This window comes from Kothea flammea (assembly GCF_052161645.1).
Taxonomy (GTDB): Bacteria; Planctomycetota; Planctomycetia; order Pirellulales; family Pirellulaceae; genus Laterigemmans.
Map to the genome: position 1 here is coordinate 791,271 of NZ_CP197414.1, position 14,440 is coordinate 805,710.

11 protein-coding genes are annotated in these 14,440 nt (G+C 55.7%); 5 read left to right on the forward strand and 6 right to left on the reverse strand.

From position 1 onward, the window contains the following. Nucleotides 1-72: 72 nt before the first annotated feature. Entirely contained in the window at nt 73-1,671 is a 1,599-nt protein-coding gene (locus SH139x_RS02630) for a cytochrome c (protein WP_488353736.1), read from the forward strand. An 88-nt stretch (nt 1,672-1,759) separates the two neighbouring features. Here SH139x_RS02630 and SH139x_RS02635 read toward each other — a convergent pair whose 3' ends face one another. Genes SH139x_RS02635 through SH139x_RS02645 form a run of 3 tightly spaced genes read right to left on the reverse strand, consistent with a single transcriptional unit; the run spans nt 1,760 to nt 4,850 of the window. Beyond that, nucleotides 1,760-2,755, reverse strand: a complete 996-nt coding sequence (locus tag SH139x_RS02635) for an acyltransferase family protein (RefSeq protein WP_488353737.1) — start codon at nt 2,753-2,755, stop codon at nt 1,760-1,762. Between the two features lie 5 nt (nt 2,756-2,760). Next, the gene (locus tag SH139x_RS02640) at nt 2,761-3,615 is read right to left on the reverse strand and encodes a CheR family methyltransferase (RefSeq protein WP_488353738.1); all 855 of its coding nucleotides are present in this window, start codon (nt 3,613-3,615) and stop codon (nt 2,761-2,763) included. After that, complete coding sequence (locus SH139x_RS02645) at nt 3,606-4,850, reverse strand: protein-glutamate methylesterase/protein-glutamine glutaminase (RefSeq protein ID WP_488353739.1); 1,245 nt, start codon at nt 4,848-4,850, stop codon at nt 3,606-3,608. Before SH139x_RS02645 ends, SH139x_RS02640 begins: the two co-directional genes overlap by 10 nt. A gap of 153 nt (nt 4,851-5,003) precedes the next feature. On the opposite strand from SH139x_RS02645, the gene SH139x_RS02650 reads away from it, so the two are divergent. After that, the gene (locus SH139x_RS02650; protein WP_488353740.1) at nt 5,004-5,141 is read left to right on the forward strand and encodes a hypothetical protein; all 138 of its coding nucleotides are present in this window, start codon (nt 5,004-5,006) and stop codon (nt 5,139-5,141) included. Nucleotides 5,142-5,173: 32 nt separating this feature from the next. Here the strand turns inward: SH139x_RS02650 and SH139x_RS02655 are convergent, their stop codons facing one another. The 3 genes from SH139x_RS02655 to SH139x_RS02665 all read right to left on the reverse strand — a co-directional run bounded on the left by SH139x_RS02655 (nt 5,174) and on the right by SH139x_RS02665 (nt 11,181). Beyond that, nucleotides 5,174-7,543, reverse strand: a complete 2,370-nt coding sequence (locus SH139x_RS02655) for a methyl-accepting chemotaxis protein (RefSeq protein ID WP_488353741.1) — start codon at nt 7,541-7,543, stop codon at nt 5,174-5,176. Nucleotides 7,544-7,715: 172 nt separating this feature from the next. Beyond that, a complete protein-coding gene (locus tag SH139x_RS02660; protein WP_488353742.1) occupies nt 7,716-8,219 on the reverse strand; it encodes a chemotaxis protein CheW in 504 nt (167 codons plus the stop codon). A gap of 79 nt (nt 8,220-8,298) precedes the next feature. Then, nucleotides 8,299-11,181, reverse strand: coding sequence for a hybrid sensor histidine kinase/response regulator (locus tag SH139x_RS02665; protein ID WP_488353743.1), 2,883 nt, complete (start codon nt 11,179-11,181; stop codon nt 8,299-8,301). A 260-nt stretch (nt 11,182-11,441) separates the two neighbouring features. Between SH139x_RS02665 and SH139x_RS02670 the strand changes: the two genes are divergently transcribed. The 3 genes from SH139x_RS02670 to SH139x_RS02680 all read left to right on the forward strand — a co-directional run bounded on the left by SH139x_RS02670 (nt 11,442) and on the right by SH139x_RS02680 (nt 14,377). Beyond that, nucleotides 11,442-11,810, forward strand: coding sequence for a response regulator (locus tag SH139x_RS02670; RefSeq protein WP_488353744.1), 369 nt, complete (start codon nt 11,442-11,444; stop codon nt 11,808-11,810). Nucleotides 11,811-11,948: 138 nt separating this feature from the next. Continuing rightward, a complete protein-coding gene (locus SH139x_RS02675; protein ID WP_488353745.1) occupies nt 11,949-12,488 on the forward strand; it encodes a chemotaxis protein CheX in 540 nt (179 codons plus the stop codon). A 125-nt stretch (nt 12,489-12,613) separates the two neighbouring features. After that, nucleotides 12,614-14,377 carry a glutamine--tRNA ligase/YqeY domain fusion protein gene (locus SH139x_RS02680; protein ID WP_488353746.1) on the forward strand — a complete coding sequence of 588 codons (1,764 nt, stop codon included), beginning with the start codon at nt 12,614-12,616 and terminating at the stop codon, nt 14,375-14,377. Nucleotides 14,378-14,440: the final 63 nt, after the last annotated feature.

Sequence of the window (14,440 nt, forward strand, 5' to 3'; positions counted from 1 at the left end):
CATTTTCAGACGAATAACCACCTTTTGTGGTTGTGGACGAGACTCAATAGTCGAGATGCTAAGGATATTGCCATGAAAGCAGCCCACAAGTCGAAACTTGCTTTGTCCATCATTGCGGTGGGGAGTGTTGCAGTCACGCTGGGATGTCGGCAAGAAATGCCCGTCGCCTTCGAGAGCAATCTGGTTCATTCTTACAAGTATGAATTGACCAAAGATCTCCCCATGGATCAGGTCGTTAGCGATACCGACTGGGCTCTGGAGCGGTTGTTTGGGACTCCCGATGAGCCTCGTCTTCCAGAGCTTGAGGGGCAAGACTTTAGCGAACTGGTGAGTCTCGAGCGGTTGCAGCAGGCTGCTGGTCCCATTCCAGCGGAGGCGATTCCCACGATTGAAAATCCCAACCCGGAAACGGTCGCCAGCTACCGTCAGCATTGTGCCAACTGTCATGGCATCACGGGTAACGGACGTGGGCCTACCGGAACCGCGCTGAATCCCTACCCACGTGACTACCGCATGGGTGTTTTCAAGTTCAAGAGCACCACGCGTGGTGCCAAGCCGACGCGGGAGGATTTGGCCGGGCTGATCCGACACGGAATTGGGGGCACCTCGATGAATCCCATCCCAGGGTTGGATGAAGAGGGTGTGCAGGCGTTGGTTGATTACGTGATCTACCTGTCTTGGCGAGGTGAAGTCGAGCGGCAAATGATCGACGGGGCAATGTTCGACTTGGATTTGCAAGGAGGGGATCGAGTGATTCGTCCGGAGTTGGCCGGTTTGGTCGACCAGGAATTTGAGGAACTCAGCGACGAGGAAAGCGAATTGCTCGACGCCTTTAGTGAGCAGATCGATGAAGCATTCCCAGAAGAACTCAGCAACCTCGTGAAAGCCGAGCATCCGCAATCCGACAAGGACAAACTGGCGGAACTTGTCGAGCAGCGTGAGGATGCACTATCGACGCGCGACGAACAACAACTGCGTGAGAAGATTGCCAAGCGAATTGGTACCGAAGCGCAGCGGGCGTTGTGGGATCGCCAGCAAAAGCTCGAGCAGCGAGAATTGTTCCTGGAAAATTGGGGCTACATTGAGGACATGGTTGCCGATGTTGCTGACAGTTGGCTGGCCGCCGAGGATGAAGTCACTGAGATTGCCGAGCGTGGCGAGATTCCGGTACCCGATGATCGTGTCGCTTTCGAAGCGATGATGGCGGGACCCGAAGCGGAAACGCTGACCGCCTCGGTGCAGCGTGGTCAGGAATTATTCCTCAGCGAAGCGGTGGGCTGTGCCAAGTGTCACGGAAAGTCGGGGCAGGGGGATGGCCAGACCGAGGACTACGATGATTGGACGAAAGATTGGACCATTAACGTTGGGCTCGATCCAAAGAACACGGATCAGTTAGTTCCCCTGTTGGCCCGCGGGGCACTTACGCCTCACAACATTCGTCCCCGTAACTTTGCCGAGGGTGTCTTCCGTGGTGGTTCGAAACCCGATGACTTGTATCGACGAATCGCTAATGGAATCGCTGGCACCCCGATGCCGGCGGCACCAGTTATCGAGGGTGTCTTTGAGCCGCAAGACATCTGGCATTTGATCAATTATATCCGCTCCCTCGATACCTCAGCCGAGGAGATGACGTTAGCATCCACCTCGCCTGTCGAGGCCAGCAGCGAGTAGTGCACCTTAGCTGTCTCCGGGCCAGTTTGAGTTTTTTACAGCATGCGCTGGCGTCCCGGCTTTAGCCGGCTTATGGGGCGAATTGCTCTTAGGCCACCAGTCGCCGCGTTAGTTCGGACTGGCTTAATAGCCACGAACAAGCAAGCCCCGCCAGGGAGGCGGCTAGCATCAACAGGAGGCTGCCGGTCATGGGGCTGGTCCAGTCAACGCGGTCGAGCAACACCTCACCGACTTTGATAAATAGCAGGTGTGAGAAATAGAGTCCCAAGGAAAACTGTCCCCAGCGGGCCAGATTCTTCAACCGTTGCCAAGGAGGCAAGTAGAGGGCTGCCATTAGTAGCGACATACCGGCCGCGTTCTCCATGATCGGTGACCGCACGTGCGCGGGAATCGAGAACTGGCAGACAACGAAACAGCAAAGCGCCAAGCTGGCGAGCCACTTGGTCGTGGCCGCTGGATGAAGCCGCAGCCAACCGAGCGCCGCGCCCCAGAGCAGCGCTGGCAGAGCCAAGGCCATAAAGCCCCATTCGTTTTCAGGCAGTGGTCGCTGGGAAAAGCGGATCGCCAACAGCAGTCCAGCGGTAAAACAAGCTGTCGCCGCTTGTCGCGACGCGGAGGCGGAGCGTCCGAATGCATTGACTAGTAAAAACAGCCAGAGGGAGGCAAATAGCAAAAAGGGGATGAACCACAGGTGATAGGCACCGCCAAAAAGTAACAACTCCCAACCTGGAAACTGGTTTTCGGCGGTGGGCAAGCAAATCGCCTTCACCAACTTGAATGTTAGGTAGATACCGCTCCAGATAATGAACGGGATGTACAGTCGAGTTAGTCGAGAGGTGGCGAATTCGCGCCAGCCGAGTTGGTCGCGTTTGAGCAGTGAACCAACTGCCAAGTAGGCTGCTGTGGCGGCAAAGAAGGGCACCGCAAACCGCCCCCAGGCCGCTTGAGAAACCATTGCTGGATGCTGACAAGCGTGAATCCAAACCACCCCCAGCGCAGCCAGCAGTCGAGCGATATCCAACATGAATAGTCGCTCGCCGCGGGGCGCGGTGAGGGAGATGTTGAGCTTCGGCTGAGAGGACACGCGGATCAACCGATTGCGGCGGGTTGCTTGGTGGCAGCCGTTTGATTGGGGCGATAGACGGTCGCCGGACCCAATCGTTGCGGCTTAAAGTTCGGCCCCAGGTCGTGTAGACTTTCGCTGCAACCGACAAACAGACAGCCGTCGGGAGTGAGGCGATTGGCCAGTTTCTCGAACACTTGGCGACGCGCGTCTTTCTTGAAATAGATCGCCACGTTGCGGCAGAAGATGATATCGAAGGGGCCTGGAGTGGGTGGCAGCTTATGCAAGTTATGGACTTCGAAGCGAATCATGCGGCGAAGTTCATTGCGAACCTCCCAATTCTCGCCCGCTCGCTGGAAGTACTTATCTCTCAGCTCCGGCGTGACACCTCGATCCATCTCGTGTTGCGGATAGAGTCCGCTTTTGGCGCGAGCTAAGGCGGCAGCCGAGACGTCGGTCGCCGAGATTGAAATCTCCCAATTGCTGAAATCAGTCAGTGATTCTTTCAGCGTCATGGCAATGCTGTAAGGTTCTTGTCCAGTGCTGCAGGCGGCGGACCAAACTCGCAATCGCGGTCGCTTGCTGCCGTAACTCTCTCGCAGCGCCGGGAGAATTTCCTGACGCAACGCTTCGAAGGGAGAGCGATCGCGAAAGAATAGCGTTTCGTTTGTCGTCAACGCGTCGACGAGTCGGTCCCGTAGTTGCATTTGGTGCGGGCGGGCTGCGTCCTTGGCGAGCGCGTCGTAGTCGGCAAAGCCATACTCTTCGAGCAGAGGTCGCAGGCGGCCACGAATCATATACATTTTGCTGGGATCTAACGCCACGCCGCAAAGCGTTTCTACTAAATCACAAAGCCGTAATACTGAGGGTTCTACAGACACGCAATTGCTCCGCTGATGACTGCCCTGGAAAGTAGGGCGGGGATACTAGATAAAGGTTCGATACGATCCGCTTGGCCAGCTTCAATGACTTGTCGGGGCATACCAAATACAGTGCAGCTGGCTTCGTCTTGGACAATTGTGCGGCCCCCTAGGGCGCCGATCGCTCGACTCCCCGCGGTGCCGTCATTTCCCATTCCTGTCAGTACCACGGCAAGCGTTGCCGCGCCATAGGTTCTGGCCGCTGATTCGAATAAGTAGTCGACGCTCGGGCGGCAAGCTCGCACGGGAGGGTCGTCGGTGATCTCAACGTGGCGTTGCGAGCCCAAACCACCGATTCGCATGTGTGCACCTCCGGGGGCAATGTAAACGTTGCCACCGCTGAGGATTTGCCCGTGCACAGCTTCGCAGACCGTTAATTTGCAGCAGCTATTTAGGTCCCTCGCTAGCGAGGCGGTAAACAGCGGCGGCATGTGTTGCACGATCAGAATGGGAATCGGGAAGTTGCCTGCCAGTTTGGGCAATACTTCGCGAAGTGCGGCGGGGCCACCCGTGGAGACACCGATCACGATGACTTCTGGGGGAATCATCGCAGTCGCTCGACGTGGTCGTGTTTGATCTCGAGGTTGAGTCGCAGTGAATGTTGGATTTATCCCGCTCCGCGGAGGCGGATTGTTGACGCCAGTTCGTCCCATGGATCTTACACCGACGCTGGGAGTCGTTTTTCCGAAAGTCGCCCGTTCGCCGCGATTGGTTGGCGCTGAAGTCTGCCGTTCCATTGACCTGAAAGTGGTCGTGGCGGCCAGCTCAACGCGTTGTTGCCGGCGTTGGCGATGTTTGCGAATCAGTTCCACGCGGGGTTGCAGCTCTGCGAACAGTTCGGCAAAGTTTGCCTCCGGGCTGGAACAATTGGGTTTGAGAATATAATCGAATGCGCCTAGTGAAAGTGCCTGGGTGGTGACGCTGGCGGCCCGGTCGGTTTGACTGCTGACCATGATCACGTCAGTATCGATTTTCTGCTCGCGGATGGCTCGCAGCACCTCAAGTCCGTTTAGACCTGGCATTTCCACATCGAGGGTGACCAGGTCGGGACGATGTTGAGCGATTTTTTCCACCGCTCGCGTGCCGTCGGAAGCCACGTCGATAACATCGACTTGTGGAAGTTTTCCCAAGCAGTCACGAACGACTTTGCGAAAGATTAACGAGTCGTCAACCACAATGCATTTGAGCGTAGTCATGCAGATTTAAACCAGGAGTGGCTGTGAATCACTTGTTGCCAAATGATTGTTTTCGAGCGTAAGCGGAGTTTGTTAAGTATGTGATATGGTTAGCCGTTTTGGCGCTAGCCTCGGTTCCGAATTGAGCCAAACAACTCGCCAAAACCGCTAACGGTGGCTAGCGCCAAAGCCGCTAACGCCAAAGCCGCTAACGCCAAAGCCGCTAACGCCAAAGCCGCTAACGCCAAAGCCGCTAACGCCAAAGCCGCTAACGCCAAAGCCGCTAACGCCAAAGCCGCTAACGGTGGTTAGCCGTTTTGGCGCTAGCCTAGGTTCTTGTTTTCTTAGACCGTTTGATGCGGCTGGGCTTCCACGCGGAACTGAGATACCAGTTCTCGCATTTCGGTTGCCAGTCGGTTCAGTTCGTCACCCGATGATCGACTTTGGTCGGCACCGGCGGCGGTTTCTTGCAAGACTTCATCAACGTGGGTCATGTTGACAGTGATCTCACGGCTAGCTTCCGCCGATTCGCCAACACCTCGAGCGACGACGTTGGCCATATCGGCCGCACCCGTCACATGGTCGGCAATCTGTTGCGTGGTGATGTTCTGTTCCTCGACCGCCGAAGCGATCATGCGGCTCAGTTCATTCACGCGGCTGACCACTTGGCTGATTTCTTGAATCGACTCGACAGCTTGGCCGGTGCTGTTTTGCATGGCCTCGATGCGAGAGCGAATATCGTCGGTCGCTGCGGCGGTCTGCTTGGCCAATTCTTTGACCTCGGTAGCCACCACGGCGAAGCCTTTGCCAGCTTCGCCGGCACGAGCTGCTTCGATTGTGGCATTCAGAGCCAACAAGTTGGTTTGCTCGGCGATATCTTGAATCACCTCGATCACCTTGCCGATTTCCTGAGCCGCAATTCCCATATCTCCGACTTTGGCGTTGGAGACTTCGGCCAGCGAAGCGGCTTGTCCGGCGACTTCGGCGGTTTGTTCGGCGTTATCAGCGATCTCGCCGATGGTTGCTTTCATTTCCTTCACCGCGGTAGCGACGGTGCCGATGGAATTGCTCATATCATCGGTGCTTTGGGCGATCACACCCATGTTGATGCTGAGTTCCTCGGCGGCGCTGGAAACGGTGGCTGATTGGGTCTTCGACTGGGCGGCACCGCTGCTGAGGTGCGAAGCGGTTTCGCTCAGCGATTTGCTGGCTCCGGTCAGGGTGGTGACGTTGCCGGCAATCGATTTGACGATGTCTTGGGTCCGTTTCACGAACTTGTTGAAGTACAAAGCCAGATCGCCCAACTCGCCAACTTGATTTTCATCCAGTTGCTTGGTCAGGTCGCCGTCGCCTTCGGCAATATTCTTGAGGGTGGCGACCGTCGCATCGATGGGTGACATCAGCATCCGAATCACGAAACCGGCGACCACGAAGATGCCGATTGTGGCAAACACGGCAGCGAGGCTGCTGAACAACAGCATGCTGCTCTGGATGCTCTTAGCATCGTTTCGCATGCTCGCAATTGCCCCATACGCCTCGTCGGTGGTAACTTCGGTGACAACTGCCCACTTCAAGCCCAGTAGGCTGATCGGGCTGTAGGCAGTCAGCACTTGATCACCCAGGTAATTGGTGCATTCGACGACCCCCGTTTCGCCTGCCAAAGCTTTCTGAATCGCTTCGTTGTCGTAGGTCGTTTTGGTGCGGAATGATTTGACGATCGAGTGCTCTTCCGTAGCGCGGGTGGTGTTGCAACGCAATTGGTGATCTTGTCCGACCAGGTATGATTCGACTGTTTCCCCCAACTGCATCTTGCGGGTCATGACTTCGTTAACACGGTCAACGGGCATTTGGAAGACCAACACGCCGATCGTCTTGCCGTCAGCGACGATTGGGCTGGAAATGAAGCTGGCGGGAGCTTCGTAGCTGGGCCAATAGTTTTTGAAATCGACCAAGAAGGTGGCATTCGGATCGCTACTTCGTTGTGCCAAACGAAAGGCTTCACCGAAATTCGTTTGCGCGTAGGGGCCATTGATCAGGCTGGTGCCGAAGTCAACTTCCTTAAAGACGCTGTATACGATGTTGCCCGTTTCGGGATCAACAATAAAGATATCATAGTAGCCGAAACGTTCCAGATATTGGCGAAACATCTGGTGATACTTTTTGTGCGTATCGTTGTAATCTGCATTGCTGCCGGCCGCATCGAGCAAGTGTTTGCTGCCCAGGGGATTTGAATTGGCAACGATATAAGCGTGTTGCAGAGCGATCGCATCGTCGCTGAGTTGATTGAGGTGGGCGGTCGCGTTGGGGGCCCCATCGGGGTTGAGGCGACGATACTCCGCGGAGAAAGTCCCCTCATAAAAATCCCGCAACTCACGACGTTTGTTCTCGATGTCCGGACTGCTGGTTTTATTTTGGTCGCGGAAAAAGGTGAATGCTTGGCGGAACTCTTTGGTGGCCGTCACGGTCGCGTTGTTTTGGCTGAACGTGGCAACTTGGTCCGAGATGAAACTAAAGTAGTCCTCAACTTGCTGGCTTTTGATGGCTCGGACCGAAGCGAGTTGCGCTTGGTTCTGCTGCTGCAGTGCGGTCGCAGCATCATCGGTAACATCTTGAGTGCCCGAGGTGGCATTCCAGATGTTAAGCACTGAAATCGCTAACATCGGCACGAGGCCGCATGCTAAAAAGGCGATCGTTAAGCGTCCACGGAGTTTCATGCGAGAGTTCCCTCAAAGTAGGCAAATGCAGGAAGAATGGGTTGAGAACAGGGGCTGAAAAAGGTTACAAGCGGGTGAGTTGGAAAACTTGTTAGCTGACTTGGAAACGATTCGAAAACTGTGAATCAGCTCGGCGGTTGGCCGAACTGCTGGTTGGTTTTCGGCGAGGCTGTTAGGTTGGAGACGAAACAGCTTCCATTGTGCTGGCAAGTGCGTGAGGATCGAGGATCACGACAACCGCTTCGTCGCGAATATGGACTCCGCGAATGTAGCGACGATCGACTTGACTGAGGTTCGGAGGACGTCGGCTGATCGCCTCCGGGGAGATTGCTAAGATGTCCGACACGTTGTCGACCATGACACCGACTCGTTCCCCGTTGATTTTCAGCACCAAGTTGCGACTAGTGCGAGTTGGTTCCGTGGCGGGTAGGCCGAGCAAGCGATGTAAGTCGAGCACGGTAACGACATCGCCGCGGAGATTGATCACTCCGCGAATCGAGTCAGGTGCACCAGGGACTGGTGTCAGTTCGAGCTGACGGTTGATTTCCTGGACATGTTCTATTTCCACACCCAGCACGCAGTCGCCGACACCAAAACTGACCAATTGAATGGTGGCTTGGGAGGTGGTGGATTCGTCGTTGGAATGATTTGCCACAGTGGCAGGAGTTGAGTTCATGATGGACTACCGCGAAACAATTTAAGGGAGAATCAAAAATAGGTTGTGCTATGCGACGCTGTGTGCTGACTGGGCAGCATTAGGCCGATTTTGCACGATCCCCTTTAGTACCCAGGATCTTGCCGATCGACGACAACAGCGCGGGCTTATTCATTTTGACTTGATAATCAGTCACACCCACGGCGTGACCGCGAGCGATCGAAGAGTCGTCCGCCAAACTGGTGAGGGCAATGACGGGGAGGTTGGCCGTGCGAGCTAGTTTGCGGACACGCTCGGTTAATCCGAATCCATCCAAGCGAGGCATTTCCACGTCGGTAACCAGCAAGTCCACCTCCAGACCTTCGGAGAGTAATTCCCAGCCGCGTTCGCCATCCTCGGCTTCAAAGACTTCGAAACCTTCTTCCCGCAAGGTACGGATTAGGAAGCTGCGGAAGAAACCGCTGTCTTCGCAGACGAGCACGCGATTGCGGTTCTCTGGCGGACGTTTCTTTTTGAATTCTTCAAACCACTCGGGACGCAGGCGTTCGCAGAGGCCGTAGAGATCGAGCAGACGCGTGGTCCGTTCGTCGATCACCGTGATCCCGGCTACGCCGCGTTCGTCACAAGCGTCGCCATCAATTTCAATGCGGCAATGGCGAATGTCATCGAGTTCGGGGGCGACTAGGCCGACTTCCCGACCAAAGATCTTGAAGACGATCACGAACAAGTGGTCGCGTTGGTACGGTTCGGTGACCGTCAGCGCCTCGTCCAGTTCGATCAACGGCAACGTGCCGCGGCGATACTGCAGTGCTTTGCGGGCACCCACTAGATCAAATTGTTCGGCAGTCACGCGTTCGATTCGACTGACCACATCCATGGGGATGGCAAAGCGATCGTGGTCGGAGACCCGCAGCAGCACCAAGCGATGTTCGTCGGACGGCAATTCGCCGCTGACCGCCTGGTTGGTTGCTTCTTCGCTTTCGTCAACTTCGTTCGCCAGTGAGGCTCGTGCCGCCACGCCGGCCGCGTCCAAGATCATGGCCACCCGCCCATCACCTAAAATTGTGGCACCTGCCAATAAGGTTAGATGCGAGAGGTGTCGTCCCAGCGGTTTGACCACAATTTCTTCGCTGTCGAGCACTTGGTCGACAGCTAAAGCAAAGCGGGTGGCACCCGATTCAATCACCACAACTTGATGAGGTTGTGTTGAATTATGGTCGCTGTCGAGTTCCGAGGGGATCTCCAAAATAGTACTCAGACGAACCAGAGGAATCAGATTCCCACGCAAGCGTAAGACCTCCGCGCCACTGACCCATTCGATGCGTTTTTCTTGGCCGTCGGCTCGCACCAGCTCCACAATGTTTGCTTGTGGTAAGGCGTAGCGATGACCTGCTGAGGAGACGATCATGCTCGGCACGATCGCCAGCGTCAGCGGCAGGGTAATGCGAATCGAAGATCCTTTGCCGAGGGTCGAGTCGAGTTCCACCGAGCCACCGAGTTTTTCGATGTTCGTGCGGACCACGTCCATGCCGACGCCGCGACCGCTGACATCAGTAATTTGGGCGGCGGTGGAAAAGCCGGGGGCAAAGATCAAACTCAGCGATTCGCGATTCGACATCGACTCAGCTTTTTCAGCCGTCAACACTCCCTTTTCAATCGCTTTACGTCGCAGCACGGCCGGGTCCATGCCGGCGCCGTCGTCGATGATTTCAATCACCACCTTGCCAGCTTGATGGCTGGCACGCAGACGCACCAAACCCTCTTCCGGTTTCTTCGCTTGGCTGCGGACTTCGGGACGTTCGATGCCGTGGTCGACTGAATTGCGGATCAGGTGGGTCAGTGGATCGGCGATCGCTTCGACGATGGTTTTATCCACCTCGACATCGTCGCCATCCATTTCCAGCCGCACCTGCTTGCCCAGCTGATTGGACAGATCGCGGATCACCCGGGGGAACTTGCCAAACACGTTCCCGATCGGCTGCATCCGCGTTTGCATGATTGTTTCTTGCAGCTCCGTGGTGACTTGGTCGAGCCCCGCGGCAATCGTATCCAAAGCGGCGGTGCGACCGGCGCTGTTGCCAATCGTTCGCAGTAATTGGTTGCGGCTGAGTACCAATTCCCCAGCAAGGTTCATCAAGCGGTCAAGCACGCGGACACCAACGCGAATGCTGGCTTCGGGGGTGCCGCTTCCCCGTTTGGCAGCGTTACGAGCTGCCGCCACTTTCTTGCCCTCGCCGCCGCTCGCCGCTCTGCTGTCGAGTTCATCGGCGACCGCTTGAGAGGCGTCGGCGACCGTGGTTAAGGCTTGGTCGGCGACTGCTGAGCCGCTGAGTGGTTCTTCAGCTGGTTGCGCTGCTTTGTTGGCAGCGGTTGTGGCAGCGGTTGTTTTCGCCCCCCGCCCGCTGCTGCTCTTCGCGGCTGCTTTGGCTGGTTGTTTGCCAGTCGTGGCGCGAGCTTTACGAGTTGTTGTTTTTTTGCCGCTGGCCGTCGAGCGGCGGCGAGTTGTTTTTGCTTTGGTGGTCGCTGTGGCGGACTCGCCGACCAATTCTTCGACCGCCTCTGTTGCTGTGGCTGGTTCTGCCGGTTCTGCCGGTTCTGTGGCTTCTTCGGTCAGCACGGCATCGATCGCGGCGACTAATCCAGTGACATCTTCTTGATTGCTATCGTGCACGATCTCAATCAAAGAACGCAGCCGATCGGCGCCCTTGAGCAGCACATCTACATTATAAGGTGTGGGGATGATCTTATGATCACGAAACTTACCCAGCACGTTCTCCAGGCTGTGCGACAAGCGGTTAATGGTCTGCAGGCCGAGGAAGCCGGCGGCACCTTTAACCGAGTGGATAGCGCGGAAAACGGTATTGACTAGATTGTCGTCAATGTCAGCGCCGAGAGCTTCAATCTGCAGGAGTTGAGCTTCAATATCGGCGAAATGTTCGCGGGCTTCATCGACAAACTCGACGACCAACTGTTCTTCGTCCATTGGGTGAAACCGATCAGGCGGGAGTGTGTTAGTTTTAGGGGGAGGGGAACCAATCCTCTGAAAAGTAGGTCATGATCGTCAGCCAAAAGTTCCGAATGGGTGAAATTTGGAAAAATTGTCGACTCTCACTCAATTCCGTCTCCTTGACCAGTTTCGTGATCTAGATTTCCCTATTGCCGCTTTGGCCATTCCTTGTTTCGCCCGTGTCGCTTGAGTGGGGCGTAGCGGCGTAAGATCAATTTCGCAGAGGACTACGAAACATGAATGTTTTGGTTGTGGATGATTCAGGTGTGATGCGTAAAATCATCGCGAGGTCGTTGGCGGCTTTGGGTGTGAATAACATCGAAGAAGCTGGTGACGGTCGCGAAGCACTCGAAGTTTTTGGCGATGGCAGTCGCTTTGATCTGGTCATTACTGACTGGAATATGCCAGAGATGAATGGTTTGGAATTATCCAAGCAGATTCGCGCTGACGGCAGCAAAGTGCCCATCATGATGGTGACGACTGAATCGGAAAAAGATTCCGTCCTGAAAGCGATTCAGGCCGGCGTCAATGACTATTTGGTCAAGCCGTTTGATAATGAGATGTTGAAGCTCAAGCTCAATCGATTGATCAAAATTGAAGCGTAAGCCCATTTCGGTGGAGGCTCCTTGGGAGCCTCACCGAGACGCTTTAACAGGCCGGTGATGCTGAACGGCAGCATTACCCCGCGAGAACTCTGCCCATTTTTTCCTCCACCGAGAGCGGCAGCCGGCTGCCGTCGAATTATGCAAAAGTTCATCTTAGACGCCTTTGTGACAGCGGCGACTGAAGTCTTTGAGACGATGATGGGGCGGAAAGTCGTCGTCGGCTCGCCCTATGTCGTCAGAGCGGCGATTTGCGAACAAGATGTCAACTCCATGGTCGGTCTCTCGGGCGGATTGCCCGGGAACGTGATCGTGGGTGTCGACCGGAAGCTGGCTATCGACTTTACCGAGAACGTGATCGGTCATGCTACCGACACGATCGATGAGCAGGTGATCGACGCCGTCGCGGAAATTGCCAACATGATCGTGGGAGCAGCCAAGTGCAAATTGACCCAGTATAAGCTGAGCATGTCGTTGCCCAGCGTAATCTGTGGCCGCGGTTTGACGATCAATTTCCCCGGCAACGTCCGCCCGGTCTGCATCCCCTTTGATTTGGAAGGGGCCAAATTGAGCCTCTGCGTGGGACTCTACGACGATTCCGAGCCCACCACCAAGTGTGAGCTTCCGGAAATGGCCGCCAAGCCCGCGCGGGGTCCCGTGTTGGCCTTCGACAAGAACTGATTTTCCTCAGTTTTCTTCGCCGCTTCCCCTTCGACGCCGTGAACCGTGAATGTCATAATCGAGTCTTCAAGTTCGCTTGAATGCACGATTCTGTTTTGACACTCCATTTCGCGGGATAGACACGGATGAGCGACTCGGTTTCTGATGACAACACAACGACTGGTGATCACTCTGCACCACATGATGCAGGTGCTACGGGGCCAGACGCGAATGCGGCAGCTACTTTACGTCAGAATTTTATCGAGCAAGCGATCGACCAAGATTTGGCCAGCGGCCGGTTTTCTCAAGTCCAAACGCGGTTCCCCCCCGAACCCAACGGCTATTTGCACATTGGGCACGCCAAAAGCATTTGCTTGAACTTTGGCTTGGCCAAGAAGTACGGCGGCGCGTGCAACCTACGATTTGACGACACCAATCCGACCAAGGAAGAGACAGAGTATGTCGATTCCATTATGGAGGATGTTCGCTGGTTGGGCTTCTCTTGGGACAACCTCTGTTACGCCAGCGATTATTTCGAGCAGCTCTACGAATGGGCCATCGTCTTAATCAAAGCCGGCAAGGCGTACGTCTGCGACCTCAATGCTGAGGAGACTCGCAAGTATCGCGGGACAGTCACCGAAGCGGGAGTGAACAGCCCGTTTCGTGATCGTTCGGTCGAAGAAAATTTGGATTTGTTTGCGCGGATGAAGGCGGGTGAGTTTGCTGACGGCGAGCGGACGCTGCGAGCCAAGATCGACATGGCGGCGGCAAACCTGAATCTGCGTGATCCGGTCATGTACCGCATTATGCACGCCCACCACCATCGCACCGCCGATTCCTGGTGCATCTATCCGATGTACGACTGGGCGCACGGTCAAAGCGACTCGCTGGAAAATATCTCCTTCTCGATTTGCACCCTCGAGTTCGAACAGCACCGGCCGTTATACGATTGGTTCTGCCAAAATTTGCAGATTCACCATCCCCGGCAGATCGAGTTTGCCAGGTTGAATCTCACCTATACGGTGATGAGTAAACGCAAATTGCTGCAGCTGGTGCAAGAGGGGCACGTTAGCGGTTGGGATGATCCGCGGATGCCGACGATCAGCGGGCTGCGGCGACGCGGCTATACCCCCGAATCGCTGCGAAACTTCTGCGCCGATATCGGCGTCGCCAAGTTCAACAGTATGATCGATATGGTGCGGCTGGAGAACGCGATTCGCGAACACCTCAATCGTGTTGCGCCCCGCCGCATGGCGGTCCTCGATCCGATCAAGCTGACGATTACCAACTGGCCCGAGGGGCAGGTGGAGATGGTTGACGCGGTCAATAACCCCGAAGATCCGGCAGCCGGCACTCGCGAAGTTCCCTTCAGCGGCACGCTGTACATTGAGCGGGAAGATTTTCGCGAACAAGCACCGCGGAAGTTCTTTCGCCTCAAGAAAGGTGGCGCCGTGCGACTGCGAGCCGCTTATGTTGTCGACTGTCACGATTGTGTGAAAGACGCTGACGGCAACGTGATCGAAGTCTTGTGCACGTACGACCCCGAAACCCGCAGCGGCAGCGGTACCAGCGAACGCAAAGTCAAAGGCACAATCCATTGGATCAGCGCCGAGCATGCGCGCGATGTTACCGTGCGTTTGTACGATCGCTTGTTCCGAGTCGAAAACCCCGATTCCTCACAGTCCGGTCAAAGCTTTCTTGATCACCTCAATCCCGATTCGATCGAAACGGTGACCGCCAAGGTCGAGCCCGCTTTGGTGGCCGATGAAATCGGCCAACGCGTGCAGTTTGAACGGTTGGGTTATTTCGTTGTCGATCCCGATAGCACGGCTCAGTCGCGAGTTTTCAATCGCGTCGTCTCGCTCCGTGATAGCTGGGGAAATATGGAAGCCAAGGGTAAAGTCGATTGACGGTCGGCTAGCCCCTGGCCAGCACCGTCGGCTCATAATCGTGGGCCGCGGATGACTTGCTCG